We start from the raw sequence: 24,507 nt of genomic DNA, 5'->3' as shown, positions 1-24,507 counted from the left end.
CTCGTCCAATGTCCGCCCGTTGCCTTCTGCCGCTTTTACCTGCGCGCGCTGAAGATCGGCGTCAGGTAGTCGGGGGTGCCCTCGATGCGCTGCAGCGACGGGTAACGCAGGCCGCCGCGGTAGTCGATGGCGAACGTGCGGTACACGTCCATGTCCTTGACCAGCAGGCGGATCGGCTGCTGGCCGTCCTTTGCCGCGCGCACCGCGTCCTCCAGCTCCCCGGCGCTGTACTGCAGGTCCTTGACCGCCAGCACCTGCATGCCGCTGCCGAGGCCGGCGTTGAACGCCGGGCTGTCCCAGCGCACCTCGCCGATGCGGCCATTGCCGTCCAGCGACAGCCCCAGCGAGTAGATGAAGCTGGCGCCGCGGCCCTTCATCGTCGCCGTGTAGTAGGCGCTGGGCGTGTCGGTGTAGACCAGCTTCCAGCCGGACGCCTCGATGCCGCCGGTCAGGCCCACCCGGCGCTCGAGGCGGTCGCGCAGGAATCGCGCCCAGTCGCCGGTGGGCTGCACCTGTTCCAGGGTCGCGGCGACGTCCTCGAAGGTGTAGGTGTCCGGTCGTTGCCATTGGCCGTCGTTCTTTCCGAAGAAGGCGCGGGCGAAATCATCCAGGCTGCGCTTGCCGCTGCTGAGCCGGCGGATGCGCACGTCCGCTTCCAGCCACAGCATCTGCCCGCCCTGGTAATAGTCCTCGCTCATCTGGTAACCGCGGTAGGGCTTGGGCTTGCGGCGCGCGATCACCGGGTCGTTGGTGGTGTCGCCCAGCGAGCGCCATTCCAGGCCGGGGCGGTTGCCGGCGTAGGTGGCCGCGACCAGCGCCAGCGCGTCGCGCGAGGCATCCAGCGGGCGGATGCCGGAACGCGCGGTCAACACGTTGCCCCAGTACTGGGTCTGGCCCTCGTAGACCCACAGCAGGCTGCCCTGCATCGGCACGTTGTAGTTCAGCGTCGCCAGGTCGGCCGGGCGCCGGTACTTGCCGTCCCACGAATGCGTGTACTCGTGGCCGAGCAGGTCGCTGCTGCCAACCTTGGGATTCCAGCCGCTGAAATAGTCGCGATCCTCGCTGTTCTCGCTGGAGCGCTGGTGCTCCAGTCCAATGCCGCCGAGCTGGCTGGTCACCGCGAACAGGAAGTCGTAGTGGTTGTAGTGCTCGGCGCCGAACAGCCGGCGCGCCTGGGTCACCAGCGCGCGGTGCTGGGCGATGTGCTCGGGCTTGGCCTCCAGGTCCTTGGCGCGGTCGGCGAACACGTTCAGGCGCACCGGCCGGGTGCCGGCCGGCGCCAGATCGAAGGTACGGTGGTAGCGGCCGGCGAACACCGGCGAATCGACCAGGATCTCCAGGTTGGTCGGCGCGTAATGCACGGTGTCGCCGTCGCGGCGCTCGACCTCCAGCGCACTGGCCGCTTCCCAGCCCTGCGGGTAGCGGGCGCTGGCGCGGTAGCTGATGGCGTGCGCGGCATGGCCGGCCGGGTACAGCACCATCGCGATCCACTGCAGGTTGAGCATGTTCGGGGTCATCACCGTGCGCCCCTGCGCGGCATCGGTGGGGCTGAGGAACTGGTAGTCCATGCGCAGCTCGGCCACGCCTTCGGGCACCTGCACGTTGAAGGTGAAGACGTCGAGCGGATCGCGGGTCCATTCCAGGCGCTGGCCGTTGCCGGTGACCACCAGCCCGGCCAGCTTCTCGATCGCGCCACTGGCGGCATGGTTGCCCGGCAGCCATGCCGGATAGTGGAACCGGTGCAGCCCGGGCCGCACCGGCACGGTCTGGCGCACCTTGAACACCCGCTGGCCGAGGTCGGTGGCATCCACCTCCAGCCGGATCGTGCCCGGATAGGCCGCCTCGCTGATGGCGACGCCGCGGGCGTCGGTGGCGGGCACGGCCGGGGCGGCGTGTGCCAGGCCCAGGGCGGCCATCAGTGCCAGTCCCAGCAGGGCGGGGCGGATCGGGTGCATCGGCAGGTCTCGCGTCGGTTCGGGACCGCGATGATCGCCGCAGCCGCTACCCGGCGCACGGGCCGTTAGCCATGCCCCGGCTCCCGGCTGGACGGCGCCCACAAAAAAGGTCCGGCCGGGGCCGGACCAGGTGTCCCATGCTGCGGCCTCTTGCGAGGGGGGAGAGACAGATGGGAGAACGGAGAGGCGGTGATGCGGTGCCCCGCGAGCGCGATCGGTGCCCGGTCCCCGTCGGGATGACGGGGACCGGCGGCGGATCACTTGAACCGGTAGATGACCTCCGCGGCCACTTCGCGGCCGACCGGATCGTCCACGTTGAAGGCGAAATCACCCGCCCACTTGTCGCCGTAGATCTTGTCGAAGATGTTGGACACGTACAGGTTCACCTTCCAGGCGTCGGTGACCTGGTAGCCGACGCTGCCGTTGAAGTAGCGGCGCGGCTGGCGATGGCCGTAGTGACGCCTGGAGGTCTGGCCATAGGTGACGCTGGTCGGATTTTCGTCGCGGCAGGTGGCGTCGTCGACGTAGGTCAGCGCGGTGTAGCCGTCGGCCAGGGGCTCGCAGCCGCCCCAGCCGTTCTCGCGGCCGCCGGACTTCTGGTACACCAGCAGGGTCGCGTTCCACTTCTCCCATATCCAGTTCGCGCTGGCGGTGAGCTTGGTGCGCGGGTTCTGTTCCTTGCGGGTGTTGACCAGCGGCTCGGTGGACAGGCCACGCTGCTTGTAGGTCAGCATGTTGGTGTAACCCAGGTTGAAGCTCCAGCTGCCGGTCACGGTGTCGGGCAGGCGGTAGCGGGCGCTGACGTCGACGCCGGCGACCTGGGTTTCGGCCCGGTTGACCGGGTTGATGTCGATGGTGACCGAGCCGGCCACGCTGCCCGCCACGCCCGGGGTGCGGTGGATGCGGCCGGCCACCTCCGAGCACCACTGCGACGAGGGCGGCGATGCCAGCGGCGCGCCGTCCGGGGTGAAGCCGTTGCGGCTGCAGTAGGCCTCGGCCTTGAGCAGGTCGTCGGCGCCGATGTCGTCGATCAGGTTGTCGATGCTGATGTCCCAGTAGTCCGCCGACAGCGAGAAGTTGCTGAAGGCATCCCAGACGAAGCCGATCGTGTACGACTCGCCTTCCTCATACTTCAGGTCCGGCGTGCCACCCCGGTTGACGCGCGCGTCCTCGATCTTGAACTGGACGTTGTTGCGGCCGTCCCACGGGCAACCGTAGCCGCCGCCACCGCCGTTGTCGGCACAGGCCACGTAGTCGGTGAAATCGGACACGCCCGAGCTGGGCAGCGCATAGACATAGTGCATGTCCGGCGCACGGAACGCGGTGCCGTAGCTGCCGCGGACCAGCAGGGTATCCAGCGGCCGCCACTCCAGCCCGGTCTGGTAGGTGAACTTGGCACCGCTGCGCACCGCGTCGTACTTGTCGTAGCGGCCGGCGATGTTGGCCGTGAGGCTGTCCAGCAACGGCACGCGGAATTCGACGCCGGCGGCATAGCGGTTGCGGCTGCCGCCACCCTGCTCGATGTTGCCGAACGGGGTGTACCAGCCATCCGGATCATCCGGGTCCAGGGTCTTCGGGTCGGGGGTCAGCCTGTAGCCCTGCCGCGCCGCTTCCACGACGCCGGCGAAGCCGATCGGGCCGGCCCAGCCCTCGAACAGGTCGCCATCGACGGTGAAGCTGGCCTGGTTCAACCAGGAACGCGCCTTCTTGTTGCCGCGGCCGAGGAACACCGAGGTCTCGCTGGGCGAGAGCGGATTCCACAGCTTGTTGTAGTCGGGCGTGTAGATCGGCATGCCGTTGGCGGCGGTGCCCTGTTGCGCGCCCATGAAGAAGTCGAACATCTTGCCCTGGTTGTAGGTCGGGAAGTTCTCCCGCACCTCGTAGGTGGCGCGGCCGACCATCGCCTCCCAGTCGAAGCGGTCGCCGAAACGGCCCTTCACGCCGGCGCTGACGTCGATCGCGCGTTCCTTGGACAGGGTCAGGATGGCGTCGTGGTTGCCCATTTCCTGCGGTGCCAGGAACTTGAGGAAGTTGCGCGGCGCGCCTGCGCCATTGTTGGCACGGGGATCCCAGAAGTTCGGACTGGAGAAGCCATCGAGGAAACTGTTGAAGCGGCCGGTCGAGTCCCACACCCCCAGGCTGGCCCATCCCTGCGTCTCATCGCTGAAATCGAAGGTGCCGTGCAGGTAGCCGGAGTTGTCCTCGCTGCCGGTACGCAGCGCCCAGTTGTTGAACACGCGCTGCGCGCACATCGTGCCGCCGGTCGACTCGGCACCGGTGTTGCGGTCGTAGCCGCGGTAGGTGAACCGGTAATAGAGGCTGCCGTACTGGTCACACGCGCCTTCCGGCGGCGCGATCAGGCGGGTGACGCTGCCGATGCCCGGCAGGTTGTCCACGGTGCCGGGCTGGCGCAGGCGCAGGCCCGGGTAGGGCGTGGCCTTGCCGATGCCGTAATGCCGCTCGACCGGGTTCCAGGTGGCGTAGTCCTTGTCGTCCTCGCTGTCCATGAACGCACGGTCGCCGGCCAGCAGCTCGCCACGCTTGAAGTGCTGCAGGTTGTAGACCAGGCTCCAGCGATCGCCGCCGAAACCACCGGACAGCACGATGTCCGTGTTCTCGCGCCCGCCGCGGGTGGCCTCGCCATAACGCACCCGCGCGGTATGGCCGTCGATGTTGTCCTTGAGGATGACGTTGACCACGCCGCCCATCGCATCGGAGCCATAGATGGCGGACGCCGATCCGGTGAGCACTTCGATGCGCTCGACGATGCCGGTCGGGATGTTGTTGTAGTTGGCGAAGTTGCTCTTGCCCTGGTACGGCATCGGATAGTCGGCCACACGGTGGCCGTTGATCAGCAGCAGGCTGCGGCCGGGGCCGAGGTTGCGCAGGTTCAGCGGACTGGCGTTGACCGAACTCTGGCCCCAGTCGTAATCGTTCTGCACCGAGCCGATCGCCTCGGTGATGGTCAACAGGGCGTCATAGACGGTGGCGAAGCCTTCCTTCTTCATCTGCTCGGCGGTGATGACCGTCACCGGTGCCGGACCTTCGACCTCGGAGCGCTTGATGCGTGAGCCGGTGACGGTAATGGCATCCAGATCCTTGGCCTGGGCCGTGCGGCCCTTTTCCTTGGGCGCGTCCTGTGCGCCGGCAACGAACGGGGCAGCCAGCGCCACAGCCAGGGCGGCTGCCAACGCGGTGCGGTGGTGTGTGCAGGAACGAATCATCACTAATTCCCCCTCCCGGGAAGACGAAATCGGATCAAAGGTCCAACCAGTTGACATGCACGAGCCCCCCTGAGCACCGCGCATGGCGTCAACATAATCGCAACACTACGGTAAAAATGTGATGTCCGTCACTATTTAGACCGATTCAATTCACACATGCCCCTGAAAACGCTTCCAGTGTTCGCCGCGCGGGCGGGTCAGCCTGGCGGCGGGAACAGCGACGCTTACAGCCGACAAGGGGGCACGGGCACCGGCTGCCGCGCGGCCAGGACTTGCATGAACGGACGATGCCGTTAGGATTGGTCCAGCCATTGAAGCGGATGATCTGCCGATGCCCATGCGCCTGACCGCCCTCACGCTGCTGCTGGCCGTACTGGCCGTACCCGCCACGAGCCCACCCGCGCAGGCGGCCCCGGCCAACGCTGACGCCGACCTGCACGGCGAGACCGCCGAACAGCGCGCGCAACGCCTGCAATGGTTCGCCGACGCCAAACTGGGCGTCTTCATCCACTGGGGCATCTACGCGGTGGACGGCATCGACGAATCCTGGTCGTTCTTCAACGGCAAGATCTCCCACGCTGATTACATGAAGCAGCTGCGTGGATTCACCGCCAGCGCCTACGACCCGCAGGCATGGGCCAACCTGATCCGGCGCAGCGGTGCGCGCTACGCGGTGCTCACCACCCGGCACCACGACGGGGTGGCGTTGTGGGATTCGACGCAGGGCATCAATGTGGTGCGCGACACGCCCGCCGGACGCGACCTGGTTGGCCCGTTCGTCGATGCGCTGCGCGCCGACGGGCTCAAGGTCGGCCTGTACTACTCGCTGCCGGACTGGTCCTACCCGGACTACGACGTGTTCACGCGCAAGGAAAAACGCTACGACCCCGCGCGCGAACCACGGCGCTGGCAGCGCTTCCTGCACTACTACCAGGGGCAGATCGCCGAGCTGCAGCAACGCTACCGTCCGGACCTGCTCTGGTTCGATGGCGACTGGGAGCACGACGCCGGGCAATGGCAGTCGGCGAAGCTGCGCGCGGACATGCTCGCGCGCAACCCGGGTCTGGTCATCAATTCGCGCCTGAACCAGTACGGCGACTACGCCACGCCCGAACTCGGCCTGCCGGTGCTGCGACCCGCGCAGCGCTACTGGGAGCTGTGCCTGACCATGAACCGCTCGTGGGGCTACCAGCCGCGCGACAACGAGTACAAAAGCCCGGCCCAGATCCTCCAGATCTTCGCCCAGACCATTGGCATGGGCGGCAACCTGCTGCTGGACATCGGCCCGAAGGCCGACGGCAGCCTCGACCCGCGCCAGGTCGAGATCCTGGACACGCTGGGGCGCTGGACCGGCAAGCACCGCGAGGCGATCTACGGCACCACCGCCGGTATCGGCCCGGACCACTTCGCCGGCCCCAGCACGCTTTCGAAGGACGGCCGGACGCTGTACCTGTTCCTGGACGGCCGCCCCAACGGCGACGTGCTGGTCAAGGGCCTGGACAGCAGGGTGCTGCGCGCGCGCGTGGTCGGCGCCGACCAGCCGGTGCAGGTGCGGGTGGTGGGCAAGTACGACTGGGCCAAGCAGCCCGGCCTGTTGTTCCTGACCCTGCCGCAGGACGGCTTCGACAGCGACATCACCGTGGTCGCGCTGGAACTGGACGCGCCGGTGAAACTGTACCGCGAGGAATCGCGCCCCATCGAGAGCAACGGATGAAGCCGCATCGTCTGCTGGCGCTGACGCTGCTCGGCGCACTCGTGCTCCCCGCCGCGTTCGGCGCCCGCGCCGACAGCCCCGGCGACTACGTGCCCGAGACCGATCCGCAGGTAGTGCGCCGGCTGGCGCAATGGCAGGACTGGAAGTTCGGGCTGATGCTGCACTGGGGTCCGTACAGCCAATGGGGCATCGTCGAGTCCTGGTCGATCTGCGCCGAGGACGTGGACTGGTGCCGGCGCCCCGACGGCGTGGCCTACAACGATTACGTAAGGCAGTACGAACACCTGCCCGACACCTTCAACCCGGTGAAGTTCGACCCGGCCGCATGGGCGCAGGTGGCCCGCGACGCGGGCACGAAGTACGTGGTGTTCACCACCAAGCACCACGACGGCTTCGCCATGTTCGACACGAAGCAGAGCGACTACCGGATCACCGCGCCCAACGTGCCGTTCCATGACGACCCGCGCGCCAACATCAGCAGGCAGGTATTCGACAGCTTCCGCGACGCCGGCTTCGGCATCGGTGCCTATTTCTCCAAGCCGGACTGGCACAGTGACGACTACTGGTGGCCGCGTTTCGCCACGCCCAACCGCCACGTCAACTACGATACCCGCCGGTACCCGGAGCGCTGGCAGCGCTTCGTCGACTACACCCATGCGCAGGTCGACGAGCTGACCCGCGACTACGGCCGCATCGACATCCTGTGGCTGGATGGTGGCTGGGTGCGTCCCGGCGACACCCGGGGTGACCTCGCCCACGGCATTGCCGGCGTACCGTGGCCGCAGGACATCGACATGCCGGGCATGGTGGCGATGGCGCGGCGCAACCAACCCGGCCTGATCGTGGTGGACCGCGCGGTCGGCGGCCGCTACGAGAACTACCGCACGCCCGAGCAGAAGATTCCGGAACTGCCGCTGCCGTACCCGTGGGAAACCTGCATGACCCTGGGCGACTCGTGGAGCTACACGCCCGCTGACAACTACAAGTCCGCGCGCAACGTGGTGCAGATGCTGGTGGACGTGGTCGCCAAGGGCGGCAACTACCTGCTCAATGTCGGGCCGCAGCCCGACGGCCGGCTGCCGGCCGAAGCAGTGCGACGGCTGCACGAGATCGGCGCGTGGATGCGCGTCAACGGCGAGGCCATCTACGCCAGCCGCGCGGTGGCGCCCTATCGTGCCGGCAAGTACCGCTACACCCGCCTGGCGAACGGCGACGTCTACGCCATCTACCTGCCGGACGCGGGCGAAACGCGGCTGCCGGCACGCCTGGAGATCCCCGGCCCGGCCCCGCGCGAAGGTGCGCGGCTCACCGTGCTGGGCACGGACGCCCCCCTGGCCTGGCGCCGCGATGGAGACCACACCTTGATCGAGATTCCCACCGCCGTGCGCAACGCCACGGCCGACGCCTACGCCTGGACGGTGCGCCTGCCGGGCGCGACGGAGACAATGCGATGACCCGCACCGCGCCTGCCTGTCTACTGCTGGCCCTGGCCATGCCCGCGCTGGCCGCCCCCCGCCCGCGCAGTTCGGCAACGACCATGACGACCCGCGCACGGCCTATCCCGCGCCGGCCGCGGCCGACCCGCCGGCCTGCACCGTGGACGTGCTGCGCCATGGCTTCACCAGCTTCGAGCCGGCGCGCGCCACGCTCGATGCGGCGCGCGCCTGCCCCGGCCCGTGGAGCCGGGTGGTGCTGCGCATCGACGGCGAAGTGAAGGGGCGCCAGTACGACCGCATCGGCCATGTCGCCATCGGTGGAGTGACGGTGTTCCGTACCAGCACCCCGAGCCCTCGCCCGAGGGCATCACCTGGCACGTGGAAAAGGACGTGAGCGCCTACGCACCGCTGCTGGCCACCCGCCAACCGGTGGAAATGCACCTGGGCAACGTGGTCAACGAGACCTATACCGGGGTGTTCGAGATGCGCCTGCAGCTGCGCTTCTATGCCGTCGATGCCGCCCATCCGCCGCTGGCCAGCGCCGACCAGGTGCGGGCGCTGGACGCGCTGCACGGGGACGGCCAGGACACCGTCGGCAGCCTCACCCTCGCGGCGGACACCGAGCGCCTGCTGGCCGAGGTCTACGCCACCGGCTCGGGCGGCGGCTGCGAGGAATTCTGGTACTTCGCCACCACCGCCGACGGCTATTGGTGCGAGTCCAGGCAGGGACCCTACCGCGAGGTGCAGGTGCTGGTGGACGGGCGCGTTGCCGGCATCGCCGCACCGTACCCGCACATCTACACCGGCGGTTGGTCCAACCCGTTCCTGTGGTACGCGATCCCCGCCCCGCGCGCCTTCGACATCGCCCCGATCCGCTACGAACTGACGCCCTTCATCGGCCTGCTCAACGACGGCCGGCCACACGAGATCCGCTTCCGCGTGCTCGGCCTGGAAGCCGGCCGCGAGGGCTGGAAGCTGATGCCCAACGTGCAGGTCTGGCGCGACCCGGGCGGCCAGCGCGTGCGCGCGCGACTGCTGCAGGCCGAGCTGGGCGAGGTCGCGCACGACGGCGACCTGGACGCAGGCGATCCGCAGCAGCAGCGCATGCTGTACCGCTGGCAGCGCCGCTTCGTCGCCCGCGGCGAAGTGAGCGGCTCGCGCGGCACCGTGCAGACCACGGTGGAGCGCTCGCTGGAAGGCGACCTGCATCATCGCTGGACCCGCGACGAGGACGGCGACGACCACCTGCTGGCCGAATGGCGCGACCTGCAGACCCTCACCCGCACCCCGAAGAACGGCAACGCCAGTACCGAGACGCTGGACCAGCGCTTCGGCCTGGACGGCGCGCTGGTCACCGCCCAGGTGGACGGCAAACCGCGCCTGACCACCACGCTGGACATCCACGACGACACGAGGCGCAGCGAAACTTCGGCCGGCGGCACCCGCAGCGCGCTGACGCGCGACCGCTTCGTCGGCACGGCGTCGTACACCAGCGGCGCGGCGCGCGGGCAGCGCAACGCCACGGCGCACACCCGGCAGGTGTGGCGGCGCGAGGACGACGGCGGTTGCCAGCAGCGCAGCATCGCCAGCGTCAACGGCTATTTCGTCGAGGACCAGAGCGGCTGCAAGGCGTCGCCATGACGCCCCACCCGTAGAAGCGGAGCTTGCTCCGCTTGCCGTTGCCGTTGCCGTTGCCGTTGCGGTTGCGGTTGCGGTTGCGGTTGCGGTTGCCCGTGATTCTGCTGTTGCCCGGGCTTTTGACTTCCGGGTCCCCTTCCGCAGCGACGGAGCCGACGGGAAAAACCCGAAGGGCGACGCGCATGGACGCGCGTCGTTTTTCGACGAGACAGGGATGTCTCGTCGAAAAATCCCGCCGGCGGAGTGGACCCAGCCCGCGCAGCGGGCTGGGTGCGGAGGCAGGGGCGTGCTTTCTCTTGGTTACTTCTCTTTGCACGAGCAAAGAGAAGTAACTCGCTCCTGCGAAGCAGGGGCGAAAGCTCTGCTTTCAAGCTTTCGCTTATCGCTTTGCCTCGGGCTTGATCCACCGAATTTTTGGCTATCGCTTTGGCACGGATTCCCGGATATTCGCTCTTGGCGATCCAGGAGAAGTCAGAGCAAGGGCAGAAACAGGATCAACGGCTTTCGCTCCCCTTCGGGGCGCGAGCCACCTTTCTTTGCTCGTGCAAAGAAACGTGGCCCAAAGAAACACGCCCCTGCCTACGCGCCCTCCGTGCTGCGCACTCCGGGTCCACTCCGCCGCCGGGATTTTTCGACGAGACATCCCTGTCTCGTCGAAAAACGACGCGCGTCCATGCGCGTCGCCCTTCGGGTTTTTCCCGTCGGCTCCGTCGCTGCGGAAGGGGATCTGGAAATCAAAAGCCCAGACGCAAAAGCAAAGTCACGGCAACAGCAACAGCGGCTGCGGGTCAGCCTTGCGCCGCGTCCGGCGTCTCGAACACCGGATCCACCAGCCCCTGCACCCGCAACGGCGGCGCATCGCGCTCCAGCTCCAGCACCACCACCTCGTTCTCCCCGCGCCGCAGCCACTGTGCCGGTACCAGCAGCGTCTGCTGGGGCCCGATGTGCCAGTACCGGCCCAGGTGATGGCCGTTGATCCACACATGCCCGCGACCCCAACCGCGCATGTCGATGAAACTGTCACCCAGTGCGTCCAGCACGAAGCGGCCGCGATGGAAGGCCGGTGCCGCCGGTGTACCGGGGCTGAAACGCAGCGCCGAAAGGTCGTCCAGCGGCAATGGGTGCATTTCCCAGTCCAGCACCGGCTTGCCGGCGAAGCGCACCGGCCCCAGCAGCCCCTTGCGCTCGTCGACCATGCGCGGGCCGTAGTTGATGCGTCCCAGGTTCTCCACCAGCAGGTCCAGCGGCACCCCGGCCTGCACTTCCAGTTCCAGCGCGGTATCGCCGCGGCGCCGGTCCAGCGTGCCCAGGCGGCGGCCGTCCTGGTACAGCAGCGCCATGTCGCGCACGTCACCCACCTGCAATGCGCCTTTGCCGGCGGCGGGCAGGCGCGCGCGGTACCAGACGAAGCCGTAGGCCTGGTCGAGTGCTTCCATGGTCAGCGGGCGCACCGCGCGCACCGGCTCGCCCAGCAACGACTGCAGCGGTGCCGATGCGTCCAGCGTCACCGGCGCGATGGCGATCATCGGCGGCGACGGCGGCACCACCGGCAGGGTCTCGCCGGCCGGCAGGTGGCCGCCGATCAGCGCGCGCAGCGCATGGAACGCCGGCGTCGGACGCCCGGCCTCGTCCAGCGGCGCGCCGTAGTCGTAGCTGCTGGTGTCCGGCTGGTACGGCTCGGTGGCGCTGTCGTTGGCGCCGTTCATGAAGCCGAAGCTGGTACCGCCATGGAACATGTACAGGCTGAAGGAGATGTCGCGCTCCAGCATCCACTGCAGGTTGCGCGCGACCCGCGCCGGGTCGGCGGCGGTATGGTGGCGCTCGCCCCAGTGGTCGAACCAGCCCGGGTAGAACTCGCCGGCCATGCGCGGCACGCCCTGGCGGTGGCGGGCGAAGGCGGCGAAGCCGCCGGCGGCATCGTCGCCGAAATTCACCGTGGCCAACACGTCGGGCAGGGTGCCGCCGCCGAGCATGCGCTCGGTTGGGCCGTCGGCGGTGTACAGCAGGCCATCGAAGCCAGCCGCGCGCAGCGCGTCGCGGATGCTGGCCAGGTAGCCGTGGTCGCTGCCGAAGGAGCCGTATTCGTTCTCCACCTGGGTCATCAGGATGGGCCCGCCACGGTGGATCTGCAGCGGTGCCAGTTGTCCGCCGACCGCCTCCAGGTAGCGGGTGGCGGCGGCAACGAAACGCGGGTCGTTCGTGCGCACGCGCAGGTCCGGGGTCTTCAGCAGCCATGCCGGGAAGCCACCGAACTCCCACTCGGCGCAGGCGTAGGGACCAGGGCGCAGGATCACCCACACGCCCTCTTCCTGCGCGATGCGGACGAACGCGGCGATATCGTTCTGGCCCTCGAAGTCGAAGCGGCCGGGGCGCGGCTCGTGCAGGTTCCAGAACAGGTAGGTGCCGACCGTGTTCAGGCCCATGGCCCTGAGCATGCGCAGGCGCGCACGCCAGTGCGCGCGCGGGATGCGGCCGATGTGCATCTCGCCGCCGCGGATCACGAACGGCTTGCCGTGCAGCAGGAAGTTCTGGCCGCGCCAGCCGAAGGCGGCGGTACCGCCGTGGCCGGGCGTGGCGGCCAGGGCCAGCGGCGGCAGCGACAGCGTGGCGAGGCCGAGCGTGGCGGCGCGCAGCAGTTGGCGGCGGTCGATCATGCGTCGCCGCCCGCCTGGTTGTCCGGGCGCGCCCAGTCGCCACCGGCGCTGCGGTGCAGGCCGATGCGGGCAATGCGCGGCGCGTCGTAGGCGTGTTCGATCACTATCCGCAGCCGCGGCGTGCGGGTGGGCGGCACACGGTCGAGCTTGCAGTGGCCGATCGTGGTGCCCCAGGCCAGCGGCTGCCAGCAGCCGTCGCGCCAGGCATCGACGCGGTAGTTGGCGACATGCTGGCCGTGGGCGATGGCTTCCTCCAGGCGGATCACGTCGAACTCCGCGTCCGCCGCCAGAGCCAGCTCCAGCCAACCGTCGCGGATGCCGTTGGCGGGCGTCCAGAAACTGTCGCGGTCGCCATCGGTCACCTGTCCGGCCATGCCGCCATTGCTGCTGGCCGTGACCGCGGCGCCGGCGGCCAGATCCTGCGCCAGCATCGCCGCGCGCAGCCGCGCGAAACCACGCAGCGCGCGCACGTCGTTGTCGTGGAACAGGCCCTGTGCCGTCGGGGGCACGTTCAACAGCAGCTTGCTGTTGCGTCCCACCGAGGTGAAGTACAGGTCCAGCAGGTTCTCCGGCGTGCGCACCCGCGCGTCCTGCGCGGCATGCCAGAACCAGCCCGGACGGATCGACACGTCGGTTTCACCGGGACGCCAGACCGTGCCGTGCGGGTCGCCCTGCTGCAGCGCCTCGCCGGTCCATGGATCGTTGGCACCGGGCCGCGGCACTCGTGCCGGGTCGACGCTGGCCCAGCAGGTGCTGCCGGCGCTGCCGCTCTCGTTGCCGATCCAGCGCACGTCCGGGCCGGCGTCGGAGAACATCACCGCATGCGGCTGCAGCGCGCGCACGGTGCGATGGATGCGCGCCCAGTCGTACTGCTGGCGCTTGTCGCCGGGTTCGTCGCCGCTGGCCCCGTCGAACCACAGCTCGGTCAGCGGGCCATAGCCGGTGAGCAGCTCGCTCAACTGCTCGATGTAGAAATCGTCGTACGCCCGGCCCTGGCCGTAGACCGCGGCGTTGCGGTCCCAGGGCGACAGGTAGAAGCCCACGCCCAGGCCTTCGGCGCGGCAGGCGTCGGTGAACTCGCGCACCAGGTCGCCGTTGCCGCCGCGCCAGGGGCTGGATGCCACCGAATGGGCGGTGGTCGCGGTGGGCCACAGGCAGAAGCCGTCATGGTGCTTGGCGGTCAGGATCATGCTGCCGAAGCCGCACGCGCGCGCGGTGCGCGCCCACTGTCGCGCATCCAGCGCCGCCGGCGCGAACAGCCGCGGGCTCTCGCGCCCGTCGCCCCACTCGCGGCCGGTGAAGGTATTGATCGAGAAATGCACGAACATCGACAGCTCTTCGCGCTGCCATGCCAGTTGGGCGGCGTCCGGGCGCGGGCGGGCCCCGGCGCCGGGCGGCGACGCGCAGGCCGGCGACGCCATTGCGGTCAGCGGCGCAGCGACGGTGCCGGCCAGGCCGGCCGCGCCGGCGCCAAGGAAGCCGCGCCGGGTCCAGTGTGATGTCTTGTCCGTCATCGGTCGGTTCCCTTCATGGCAGTGGAATTGCGCCCGTTCGTCCCTTCTCCCCGAACGGGCCGGGCGGCGACCGGCAAAGCGACAGGCAGGACCCTGCCCTTTCCCCGCGCCACGCGCCGGCAACCGCCACGCGCAGCCCATCATCACCGCACGCCGCCGGGTCCACGCCGCCATCACCTGCATTGGCCTCGGGCCCGGTGTGACGCCACGTGGCACCGGTGCCCGTGGAACTCCCGCCCGGTCCCGGCAAGACCGGACCGCACCGGTCACGCCCGGTTTTCCTCGCCGCATATCGCCGCATTTTCGACACCCCCGTTTGCAACAGGCCCGAGGCACGATAGCATTGGTCCAACCGCTGTACCAATTCAACCCGGGAGTCCACTCCATGCGCCTGCAAGGCAAACACGCCCTGGTCACCGCCGCCGCGCAGGGCATCGGCCGCGCCACCGCGCTGGCCTTCGTCCGCGAGGGCGCCCGGGTCATCGCCGCCGACATCAACCGCGACGCGCTGCAGCACCTGCGCGAGGAGGCCGGCGAAGCGCTCACTCCCTTGCAGCTGGACGTGACCGATCGCGCCGCCATCGCCGCGCTGGCCTCCCGCCACACCGGCGGCGACGCCGTGGACGTGCTGTTCAACTGTGCCGGCTACGTGCACAGCGGCAGCATCCTGGACGCCAGCGAGCAGGAATGGGAGCGGGCCTGGCAGCTCAATGTCGGCTCGATGTTCCACCTGATCCGCGCCCTGCTGCCGGGCATGCTGGCGCGCGGCGGCGGCTCGATCATCAACGTCGCCTCGGTGGCGTCCAGCATCAAGGGCGTGCCCAACCGCTTCATCTACGGCACCACCAAGGCCGCGGTGATCGGCCTGAGCAAGGCGGTGGCGGCCGACCATGTCGGCCAGGGCATCCGTTGCAACGCGATCTGCCCCGGCACCGTGGGCTCGCCGTCGCTGGAGGCGCGCATCGCCGAGCAGGCGCGCCAGCAGGGCAGCAGTTTCGAGGCGGTGCAGGCCGCATTCGTCGGCCGCCAGCCGATGGGCCGGCTCGGCCAGCCCGGAGAGATCGCCGCGCTGGCGGTGCACCTGGCCAGCGACGAATCGGCCTTCACCACCGGCGCCATCCACGTCATCGACGGCGGCTGGATCAACTGACCTCCCCCAAGGATCAAGGAACACACCATGAAACTGCTGCGCTACGGCCCGCACGGTGCGGAGAAACCGGGACTGCTGGACGATTCGGGACAGCTGCGTGACCTGTCGGCTGTGGTCGCCGACATCGCCGGCGACGCGCTCACCCCGGAAGGCCTGCGGCGCCTGCGCGCGCTCGACCCGGCGGCCCTGCCGCGGGTGCCGGGCACGCCGCGCATCGGCCCCTGCGTGGGCCGGGTCGGCAAGTTCGTGTGCATCGGCCTGAACTATTCCGACCACGCCGCCGAGACCGGGGCGCAGGTGCCGGCCGAGCCGGTGGTGTTCAGCAAGTGGACCAGTGCCATCTGCGGGCCGGACGACGACGTGCAGATCCCGCGCGGTTCGTACAAGACCGACTGGGAAGTGGAGCTGGGCGTGGTGATCGGCCGCGGCGGGCGCTACATCGCCGAGGCCGACGCGATGGACCACGTGGCCGGCTACTGCGTGGTCAACGACGTCTCCGAGCGCGAGTTCCAGCTCGAGGGCACCGGCACCTGGGACAAGGGCAAGGGCTGCGACAGCTTCGGCCCGCTCGGCCCGTGGCTGGTCACCGCCGACGAGGTCCCCGACCCGCAGGCGCTGGACCTGTGGCTGGAGGTGGACGGGCACCGCTACCAGGACGGCAACACCCGCACCATGGTGTTCCCGGTGCCGTTCCTGGTCAGCTACCTGAGCCGCTTCATGAGCCTGCAGCCGGGCGACGTGATCTCCACCGGCACGCCGCCGGGGGTGGGCCTGGGGCAGAAGCCGCCGGTCTACCTGCGCGCCGGCCAGGTCATGCGCCTGGGCATCACCGGGCTGGGCGAACAGCGGCAGAAGGTGGTGCAGGCATGAACGCAGCCGTCGACGGCGTGCGCATCACCGGCCTGCGGGTCGAGGACCTCCGCTTCCCCACCTCGCGCCAGCTCGACGGCTCGGACGCGATGAACCCGGACCCGGACTATTCGGCCGCCTACGTGGTGCTGGAAACCAGCCGGTCGGGGCTGGAAGGCCACGGCCTGACCTTCACCATCGGCCGCGGCAACGAGGTGTGCTGCGCGGCGATCGAGGCGCTGCGGCACCTGGTCGTCGGCCTGCGGCTGGACTGGATCGCCGCGGACATGGGCCGCTTCTGGCGCCACGTCACCTCCGACAGCCAGCTGCGCTGGATCGGCCCGGACAAGGGCGCCATGCACCTGGCCACCGGCGCGGTGGTCAATGCCGTGTGGGACCTGTGGGCCAAGGCCGAGGGCAAGCCGGTGTGGCGGCTGGTGGCGGACATGACGCCGGAACAACTGGTGCGCTGCGTGGACTTCCGCTATCTCACCGATGCCATCACCGCGGACCAGGCGCTGGCCCTGCTGCGCGAACGCCAGGCCGGCAAGGCCGCGCGCATCGCCACGCTCGAGCGCGAAGGCTACCCCTGCTACACCACCTCCGCCGGCTGGCTGGGTTACCCGGACGACAAGCTGCGCCGGCTGTGCCGGGAAGCGGTGGACGCCGGCTTCGACCACGTCAAGCTGAAGGTCGGCCGCGACCTGCAGGACGACATCCGCCGCGTGCGCATCGCCCGCGAAGTGCTCGGCCCCGAGCGTCGGCTGATGATCGACGCCAACCAGATCTGGGACGTGGGCCAGGCCATCGACTGGGTGCGCCAGCTGGCGTTCGCGCGGCCGTGGTTCATCGAGGAGCCGACCAGCCCCGACGACGTCGCCGGCCACCGTGCCATCCGCCAGGGCGTGGCACCGGTACAGGTCGCCACCGGCGAGATGTGCCAGAACCGGGTGATGTTCAAGCAGTTCATCGTCGGCGGCGCGATCGACGTGGTGCAGATCGATGCCTGCCGCGTCGGCGGCGTCAACGAGGTGCTGGCGATCCTGCTGCTGGCCGCCAAGTACGGCCTGCCGGTATGCCCGCATGCCGGCGGCGTGGGCCTGTGCGAATACGTGCAGCACTTGGCGATGATCGACTACGTGTGCATCGCCGGCACCCGCGAAGGCCGCGTGGTGGAATACGTGGACCACCTGCACGAGCACTTCCTCGATCCATGCACGATCCGCGACGCCGCCTACCTGCCGCCTGCCGCGCCGGGCTTTTCGATCACCATGAAGCCCGCCAGCCGCGAGCAGTACCGCTACCCGGACGGCAGCGCCCACCGCGGCGGTCCCGCGTGAACCCTGCCCGCGCCAGCGCCGCGGCAATAGCCGCGCTGCTCTGCGCGGCGCTGCTGGCCGCCGGCGGCTGCCAGCACGAACCGACGCCGTCGGTTATCGGTGGCACCACGGCGGCGGCCGGCGACGGCACCGGGCAGGCACGGCTGGCGCGCTGGCATGCGCTGGGCTACGGCATGTTCGTGCACTGGGGGCTGTACTCCGAACTCGGCGGGCAGTGGCAGGGCAGGCCGGTCACGCAGGGTTATTCGGAACAGATCCAGGGCTGGGCGCAGATCGCACCGGCCGACTATGCCCGGGTCGCCGGGCGCTTCGCCGCGCCGGCCTTCGACGCCGACGCGATCTGCACCCTGGCCCGCGATGCCGGTGCGCGCTACATCGTGGTCACCGCCAAGCACCACGATGGCTTCGCCATGTTCGACACGGCGAGCACCGACTACAACATCGTCAAACGCACGCCGTTCGGCCGCGACCCGCTGAAGCTGCTGTCCAGCGCCTGCCACCGTCTCGGCGTCGGCTTCGGCGTGTACTTCTCGCTGGTGGACTGGCACGCCGGCCACGAAACCGAGGTGCGCGACAACAGCAACCCGATCCCGCCGGCGATGGAGCCGCTGATCGAGCAGCAGCTCACCGAGCTGATGACGAACTACGGCCCGGTCACCGAGGTGTGGTTCGACATGGCCGCGCCCACCACCGCGCAGAGCCGGCGCCTGGCCGGCATCGTGCGCCGGCTGCAGCCGGACGCGGCGATCAACGGCCGCATCTGGAACAACGCCGGCGACTTCGTGACTCTGGGCGACAACGAAGCGCCGCCGGCGACCATGCAGCCGCCGTTCGAGGTACCCGCCTCGATCTACCACGCCACCTGGGGCTACCGCCGCTGGCAGCTGCGCGACGACCTGCCCGGCAAGCTGCGCGAACTGGCCAACGGCCTGGTGCAGGCGCGCGCGGCCGGTGGCAACTACCTGCTCAACATCGGCCCGGAGGGCAGCGGCGCCATCGTGCCGTTCGAGGCCGCGGTCCTGCGCGGCCTCGGGCAATGGCTGCGGCGCCACGGCAACGCCGCGCTGGACGCACGCCCCGGCGGCCTGCCGCCGCAGCCATGGGGCAGCACCCTGGCCGACGCCGGCGGGCTGTACCTGTTCGTGCGCGACTGGCGCGGCGGCGACCTGGTGGTGCGCGGCCTGGCCAGCGATCCGCGCGCGGTGCGCGTGGCCGGCGGTGACACCACGCCACTGGCCTGGCGCCGGCAGGGCGACGACGTGGTGATCGAACTGCCGGCGCAGGCGCCCGACCCGGTGCTGCCGGTGCTGCGCGTGGACCTGGACGGGCCGGCGCGCATCGTGCCGGCGGGCACCGTCGCGCTGTCGGCCGACGGCCGCGCCCCCCTGCCGATGCGGGCCTGGCAGCCCGGCACCAGTTTCGCCTTCGGCAGTGGCTACCGCACCCAGCGCACCACCACGGTGTCGCTGCAGGCCGCGGTGCGCACCAGCACGCCGCGGGCGACGGCCTGGCTGCGCTTCGATGGCGTACAGGCGCCCGCGCAGCAGCGCTACCGCCTCCGCGTCGGCGACCAGCAGCGCGAGGTCGATGGCGCGACACTGCGCACGCAGTCGATCGGCCCGTTCGTGTTGCCCGCTGCCGAGGCCGGCGCCACCATCATCCGCGTGGAACTGGCCGCGCCGTCCTATCCGGCGCAGGACCTGGACCTGCACTTCGACACGGCCAGCGTCGCCCCGCGCGCGGAGCTGGCGCCATGAGCCCGCGCATCGACGCCCACCAGCACTTCTGGCGCTACACCGCAGCGGACTACCCGTGGATGGACGCCGGCATGGACGCGCTGCGCCGCGACCGGCTGCCGGACGAGGCGCTGCCGCTGCTCGACAGCGCCGGCATCGACGCCTGCATCGCGGTGCAGGCGCGCGCCAGCGAGGCCGAGAACACCTTCCTGCTTGGCCTGGCGCGACAGTATCCGCGCATCGCCGCGGTGGTCGGCTGGGTCGACCTGCTCGCCGCCGATGCCGGCGGTCGGCTGGCGTACTGGGGCGACCAGCCACGCTTCGCCGGCGTGCGCCACCTGCTGCAGGACGACGCCAACGTGGCCGCGACCCTGGCCGATGCGCGCTTCGCGCGCGGCATGCGCGCGGTGCAGGCGCAATCGCTGGTCTACGACATCCTGGTGCGCGGACCGGCGCAGCTGGCGCCGGTAGCCGCGTTCTGTGCGCGCCACGACCGTCACTGGCTGGTGCTCGACCACCTGGGCAAGCCGGCCATCGATGGCGGCGACGGACACCAGTGGCGGCGCTGCCTGCGCGAGCTGGCCGCACTGCCGCACGTGCTGTGCAAGGTATCCGGGCTGGTCACCGAGGTCCGTGCCGCGCGGTTGGATGCCAGCGCGATCCAGCGCCATCTCGACGCGGCGCTGGACGCCTTCGGGCCCGACCGCCTGCTGTTCGGCTCGGACTGGCCGGTGTGCCTGCTGCGCGCCGATTACGCCGTGGTCGCCGCACTGGTGCGCGACTGGGCCGCGAGCCTGTCCGGCGACGAGCAGGCACGACTGTGGGGCGGAAATGCCGCACGCTGCTATGGCGTACACCCCGGGGGAGAGGAGTGATGGATCTGCAGCTGCGCGACAAGGTGGTGATCGTGACCGGCGGCGACGCCGGCATTGGCGGGGCGGTGTCGCTGGCGCTGGCCGCCGAAGGCGCCATTCCGGTGGTGTTCGCACGCGGCGCGCCGGAGCCCGGCTTCGCGCAGCGGCTGCAGGCGCTGCAACCACGCGCGCGCTTCTTTCCGCTGGAACTGGCCGATGCCGAGGCCTGCGCGAGCGCCGTGCGCGAGGTGCTGGCCGGGTTCGGCGCGCTGCACGGCCTGGTCAACAACGCCGGGGTCAACGACGGCGTCGGCCTGGGTGCCGGCCGCGCGGCCTTCGTCGCCTCGCTGGAGCGCAACCTGATCCATTACTACGTGATGGCGCACCTGTGCGTGGATGCGCTGAAGGCCGCGCGCGGCGCCATCGTCAACGTCTCGTCCAAGACCGCGCTCACCGGCCAGGGCGACACCAGTGGCTACTGCGCGGCCAAGGGCGCGCAGCTGTCGCTGACCCGGGAATGGGCGGCATCACTGGCCGGCGACGGCGTGCGGGTGAACGCGGTGGTACCCGCCGAGGTGATGACCCCGCTGTACCGCACCTGGCTCGCCGGGTTCGACGACCCGGACGCCAAGCTCGCCGACATCACCCGCCGCATTCCGCTGGGACGGCGCATGACCCGCGACGACGAGATCGCCGACAGCGTGCTGTTCCTGTTGTCGGCACGCGCTTCGCACGTCACCGGGCAATGGTTGTTCGTGGACGGCGGCTACACCCACCTCGACCGCGCACTGACCTGAGGAGCCCATCCATGCGCCATTGCCTCGCACTCGACCTGAAGGACGACCCGTCCCTGATCGCGCGGTACGAGGCATACCACCGCGCGGTGTGGCCGGAGGTGCTGGCGCATCTGCGCCGGCATGGCGTGCGCGAGCTGGAGATCTTCCGCCTGGGCACGCGCCTGGTGATGGTGATGGACACCGACGATGCCGTGTTCGACGCCGCGCGCCTGGCCGCGGCCGAGGCCGGCGACCCGCGCCTGCGTGCGTGGGAAGAACTGATGTGGACGTTCCAGGCGGCCACGCCCTGGACGCCGGACGGCGCCAAGTGGACGCCGATGCACTGCCTGTTCCGCCTCGCCGACACCGACTGATCCGATCCACAGGAGCCAATGCCATGCCCGTATTGCCCGGTACCGCCCCGAGCCCGCAGGACACCGGCGCACGCCGCTACCGCCTGGCTTTCGTGCTGGTCACCAGCCTGTTCTTCCTGTGGGGCTTCTCCTATGGCCTGCTGGACGTGCTCAACAAGCATTTCCAGGAAGCGCTGGACATCACCCGCGCGCGCTCGGCGCTGCTGCAGGCGGCCTACTTCGGCGCCTACTTCCTGATGGCGCTGCCGGCGGCGCGGCTGATGGAGCGCCACGGCTACAAGACCGGCATCCTGCTCGGGCTGGGGCTGTTCGCGGTCGGCGCGCTGCTGTTCATCCCGGCCACCGCGGCCGGCGTGTTCGAGTATTTCCTGTTCGCGCTGTTCGTGATCGCCTGCGGGCTGGCCTGCCTGGAAACCGCGGCCAACCCCTACGCCACCGTGCTCGGCCCGGCGGAGAGCTCGGAACGCCGGCTCAACCTGGCGCAGTCGTTCAACGGGCTGGGCACGTTCATCGCTCCCTTCATCGGCGGCAAGCTGTTCTTCGGCGCCCCGGCATCGGGTATTTCCGGCAGCCACGGCGTGCAGCTGATCTACGTCGCCACCGCCATCGTGGTCATCGCCATCGCGGTGCTGGTGTGGCGCACGCGCATGCCCGAGGCGGCTGCCGGGCCGGCGGCCCCGGTGGCGCCGGCCCGGCAGCCGCCGTTGCTCAGGCAACGCCATTTCGTGTTCGCGGTGGTGGCGCAGTTCTTCTACGTCGCCGCGCAGGTCGGCGTCGGTGCGTTCTTCATCAACTACGCGGTGGACCACGTGCCGGGGCTGTCGTCCGAGCGCGCGGCCTACCTGCTCGCCGTGGCGCTGGGCTGCTTCCTGGCCGGGCGCTTCCTGGCCACCGCGCTGATGGGCGTGGTGCCGGCGGCGCGGCTGCTCACCGCGTACGCGGCGATCAATGTCGTGCTGTGCGCGGTGGTCGTGGCCGGCATCGGCACGGTGTCGGTGGCGGCGCTGGTCGCGGTGTTTTTCTTCATGTCGATGATGTTCCCCACCATCTTCGCGCTGGGGGTGAAGGGGCTGGGCGCGCAGACCAAGCGCGGCGCAAGCTTCATCATCATGGCCGTCGTCGGCGGCGCCATCGTGCCGTGGTTCATGGGCCGCATCGCCGACCTGCGCGGGATCGAAAGCGCATTCTGGGTACCGGCACTGTGCTTCGCGGTAGTCGCCGGCTACGGGCTGTGCGCACGGCCGCGGGCGTGAGCCGGCCGGCGCGCTGCGGGTCAGGCCTCGCCGCGCGAGAAGATCCGGATCACCGAATCCAGGTGCACGCGCATGGCCTTGCGTGCGGCTGCCGGGTCACGCGCGCGGATCGCATCGACGATGGCCTGGTGCTCGTTCTCCGAGCGGTGCGGCATGTCGTGCGGGGTGTAGAGATGCTGCAGCCGCTGGAACATGGCGCCATAGCGGTGCCCGAGCAGGTGGCGGATCAACAGCGCGTAGGCCGGGTTGCCGCTGGCGTCGGCGATGCGCACGTGCAGCAGGCGGTCGCCCGGATGGGTGGTGGAGTGGTGCAGGTTGTCGGCGATGTTCCGCTGCAGCGCGTCCTCGATCCCGGCAATCTCCTCCTCGGTGGCGTTTTCCGCCGCCAGCGCGGCGGCTTCCGGCTCCACCAGGCGGCGTGCGCTGAGCAGCGAGAATGGCGGGATCTCGGCATCGAAATCGGCCACCACCCCAGCTCCGGATCCAGCGTCCACGGGTTGAGCTGGCGGGCGCGGTCCAGCGCGCCGACGCTGGGCGTGGCCCCGCTCTGCTCCGGCCCGATCACGCTCACGCCGTCGCCGACGCGCACGCGCACCAGGCCCAGGACCTCCAGCGCGATCAGCGCCTCGCGCAGCGAGGTACGGCTGACGCCGAACTGCTGCGACAGCTCGCGTTCCGGTGGCAGGTAGCTGCCGGGGGGTATTCGCCACGGTTGATCATGCCGCGCAGCTGGTCGGCGATCTGCTGGTAAAGCCGGCGGTTCTGGATGCTCTTGACTGGCACGCGTTGGCTCCGCATCCCTTGCGATTTCTTAGGCGGGGACATGGCGGGAGTATAGGCCAGCGCACGCGCCGCTCAGGGCCTGCGCAGCGTTTCCTGCACCGGCTCGCCGGCACCGGGTTCCATGTCGCGGAAGTCCAGGCCGAACAGCGCGGCGATGCTGGCGGCGATCTGTCCCTGGCGCAGGTCCGGGGCCTGCCGCAGTTCGCCACGACGGGCCTGGCCGGGGCCGGCCAGCGCCAGCCACACGTCCTGCGCGCCCTCCACGTCCGGGCCGTGGTCGCTCCAGTCGCGCACCGTGCGGCCGCGGCCGTGGTCGGTGGCGATGACCAGCACGGTGTTGTCGCGGTAGTCCGGCTGCGATTGCAGCCACTGCCACAGTGTCTGCAGGAAACGGTCGGCCAGCGCCAGGGCCTCGAGCGTGTCCATGTAGCGACCGGCGTGCGCCCACTCGTCGGTATCGCCCAGCCCCACGTAGAGCAGGCGCGGGCGCTCGCGTTCCAGATAGCGCAGCGCGAACGCCGCGGTGAAGGCGTCGAAGCGTTCGTGGCGCCAGGTGCGTGCCTGCGCCTGGATGGCATCGAGCCGGCGGATGCCCGGATCGCTGTCAACGAACGGCATGAAGCCGGCGTTGACGGTAATGCTGCCGCGGGTGTGCTCGGGGATGCCGGCGAAGCGGTCCCACGAACCGAAGGCGGCGACCTTGGCGCGTGGCAGGCGCAGCCGCTCGCGCACGAACTCCAGCACGGTCGGGTACGGGCTCTGGATCGCGGCATTGCTGGTCACGCTGTCATCGCGCGGCATCCCGGTCAGCAGCTCGGCATAGCCGGGATACGAAAAGCGCATGCGGTTGCCCAGCTGCACGCGGCTGCCAAGCGTTGCATTGCCGGCGACCCAGCCGTGATCGCGCATCAACGTGCCCCAGAAGAACGGCATCAGCCGTGCGCGCCGCTGCGCGGCGCTGTCGCCGCGGTAGCGATCGAACTGGCCGGCGTCCCCGCTCTCGTCGCCGGCCGCGCGCGCGATGTCCGCATCCATGCCGCCGAAGATCTCCTGCGCACGCACGCCGTCCAGCGTCACCACCACCACGTTCGGTTCGCGCGGCGCCGCAGCCGTGCAGGCGCTGGCCAGGCCCAGCAGCAGCACGGCCAGGCCGCGCAGGATCGTCATCGTCTTCATCGCCCGCTCCTCCCGTCGCCGTTGCCCCCTGTCCACGGGATCATGTCGGCGCACGAGGGAAAGCGCCACCTTCCGACGCCA

The 24,507-nt window shown here is 70.0% G+C and carries 15 protein-coding genes and 2 pseudogenes; 11 read left to right on the top strand and 6 right to left on the bottom strand.

What is annotated here, in order from left to right:
• Nucleotides 1-35: 35 nt before the first annotated feature.
• Both B1L07_00440 and B1L07_00435 read right to left on the bottom strand, forming a co-directional pair.
• Nucleotides 36-1,946: a peptidase M61 gene (locus B1L07_00440; GenBank protein AUZ56378.1), complete on the bottom strand. Its 1,911-nt coding sequence runs from the start codon at nt 1,944-1,946 to the stop codon at nt 36-38.
• A gap of 266 nt (nt 1,947-2,212) precedes the next feature.
• Complete coding sequence (locus tag B1L07_00435; protein AUZ53848.1) at nt 2,213-5,179, bottom strand: hypothetical protein; 2,967 nt, start codon at nt 5,177-5,179, stop codon at nt 2,213-2,215.
• Between the two features lie 337 nt (nt 5,180-5,516).
• On the opposite strand from B1L07_00435, the gene B1L07_00430 reads away from it, so the two are divergent.
• From B1L07_00430 to B1L07_00420, 3 genes and pseudogenes are all read left to right on the top strand, one after another.
• A complete protein-coding gene (locus B1L07_00430) occupies nt 5,517-6,893 on the top strand; it encodes an alpha-L-fucosidase (protein ID AUZ53847.1) in 1,377 nt (458 codons plus the stop codon).
• Nucleotides 6,890-8,347, top strand: coding sequence for an alpha-L-fucosidase (locus tag B1L07_00425; GenBank protein AUZ53846.1), 1,458 nt, complete (start codon nt 6,890-6,892; stop codon nt 8,345-8,347). The genes B1L07_00430 and B1L07_00425 overlap by 4 nt, the downstream gene beginning before the upstream one ends.
• A 16-nt stretch (nt 8,348-8,363) precedes the next feature.
• Nucleotides 8,364-9,970, top strand: a pseudogene (locus B1L07_00420) (hypothetical protein).
• Nucleotides 9,971-10,755: 785 nt separating this feature from the next.
• Here the strand turns inward: B1L07_00420 and B1L07_00415 are convergent.
• On the bottom strand, nt 10,756-12,621 hold the full coding sequence (locus B1L07_00415; protein AUZ53845.1) for a hypothetical protein: 1,866 nt from the start codon (nt 12,619-12,621) through the stop codon (nt 10,756-10,758).
• Nucleotides 12,618-14,135 carry an alpha-L-fucosidase gene (locus B1L07_00410; GenBank protein AUZ53844.1) on the bottom strand — a complete coding sequence of 506 codons (1,518 nt, stop codon included), beginning with the start codon at nt 14,133-14,135 and terminating at the stop codon, nt 12,618-12,620. Before B1L07_00410 ends, B1L07_00415 begins: the two co-directional genes overlap by 4 nt.
• Before the next feature lie 385 nt (nt 14,136-14,520).
• On the opposite strand from B1L07_00410, the gene B1L07_00405 reads away from it, so the two are divergent.
• Genes B1L07_00405 through B1L07_00370 form a run of 8 tightly spaced genes read left to right on the top strand, consistent with a single transcriptional unit; the run spans nt 14,521 to nt 22,467 of the window.
• Complete coding sequence (locus tag B1L07_00405) at nt 14,521-15,285, top strand: NAD(P)-dependent oxidoreductase (GenBank protein AUZ53843.1); 765 nt, start codon at nt 14,521-14,523, stop codon at nt 15,283-15,285.
• Between the two features lie 27 nt (nt 15,286-15,312).
• Entirely contained in the window at nt 15,313-16,155 is an 843-nt protein-coding gene (locus B1L07_00400; protein AUZ53842.1) for an ureidoglycolate lyase, read from the top strand.
• Nucleotides 16,152-17,474, top strand: coding sequence for a fuconate dehydratase (locus B1L07_00395; protein ID AUZ53841.1), 1,323 nt, complete (start codon nt 16,152-16,154; stop codon nt 17,472-17,474). The genes B1L07_00400 and B1L07_00395 overlap by 4 nt, the downstream gene beginning before the upstream one ends.
• Nucleotides 17,471-19,231: a hypothetical protein gene (locus tag B1L07_00390; GenBank protein ID AUZ53840.1), complete on the top strand. Its 1,761-nt coding sequence runs from the start codon at nt 17,471-17,473 to the stop codon at nt 19,229-19,231. Before B1L07_00395 ends, B1L07_00390 begins: the two co-directional genes overlap by 4 nt.
• Nucleotides 19,228-20,085 (top strand): amidohydrolase, encoded by an 858-nt coding sequence (locus B1L07_00385; protein ID AUZ53839.1) that lies wholly within the window; start codon nt 19,228-19,230, stop codon nt 20,083-20,085. The genes B1L07_00390 and B1L07_00385 overlap by 4 nt, the downstream gene beginning before the upstream one ends.
• Nucleotides 20,085-20,861, top strand: a complete 777-nt coding sequence (locus B1L07_00380; protein ID AUZ53838.1) for a short-chain dehydrogenase — start codon at nt 20,085-20,087, stop codon at nt 20,859-20,861. Before B1L07_00385 ends, B1L07_00380 begins: the two co-directional genes overlap by 1 nt.
• A gap of 11 nt (nt 20,862-20,872) precedes the next feature.
• Complete coding sequence (locus tag B1L07_00375) at nt 20,873-21,214, top strand: L-fucose mutarotase (GenBank protein AUZ53837.1); 342 nt, start codon at nt 20,873-20,875, stop codon at nt 21,212-21,214.
• Nucleotides 21,215-21,237: 23 nt separating this feature from the next.
• Complete coding sequence (locus B1L07_00370) at nt 21,238-22,467, top strand: glucose/galactose MFS transporter (GenBank protein AUZ53836.1); 1,230 nt, start codon at nt 21,238-21,240, stop codon at nt 22,465-22,467.
• A 20-nt stretch (nt 22,468-22,487) separates the two neighbouring features.
• Here the strand turns inward: B1L07_00370 and B1L07_00365 are convergent.
• Together B1L07_00365 and B1L07_00360 are read right to left on the bottom strand one after the other, a co-directional pair.
• Nucleotides 22,488-23,250: pseudogene (locus tag B1L07_00365) on the bottom strand (GntR family transcriptional regulator).
• A gap of 72 nt (nt 23,251-23,322) precedes the next feature.
• Nucleotides 23,323-24,426 carry a hypothetical protein gene (locus tag B1L07_00360; GenBank protein AUZ53835.1) on the bottom strand — a complete coding sequence of 368 codons (1,104 nt, stop codon included), beginning with the start codon at nt 24,424-24,426 and terminating at the stop codon, nt 23,323-23,325.
• Nucleotides 24,427-24,507: the final 81 nt, after the last annotated feature.

This window comes from Stenotrophomonas acidaminiphila, from assembly GCA_002951995.1.
Classification (GTDB): Bacteria; Pseudomonadota; Gammaproteobacteria; order Xanthomonadales; family Xanthomonadaceae; genus Stenotrophomonas; species Stenotrophomonas acidaminiphila_A.
This window is presented reverse-complemented; position numbering and strand designations above follow the sequence as displayed.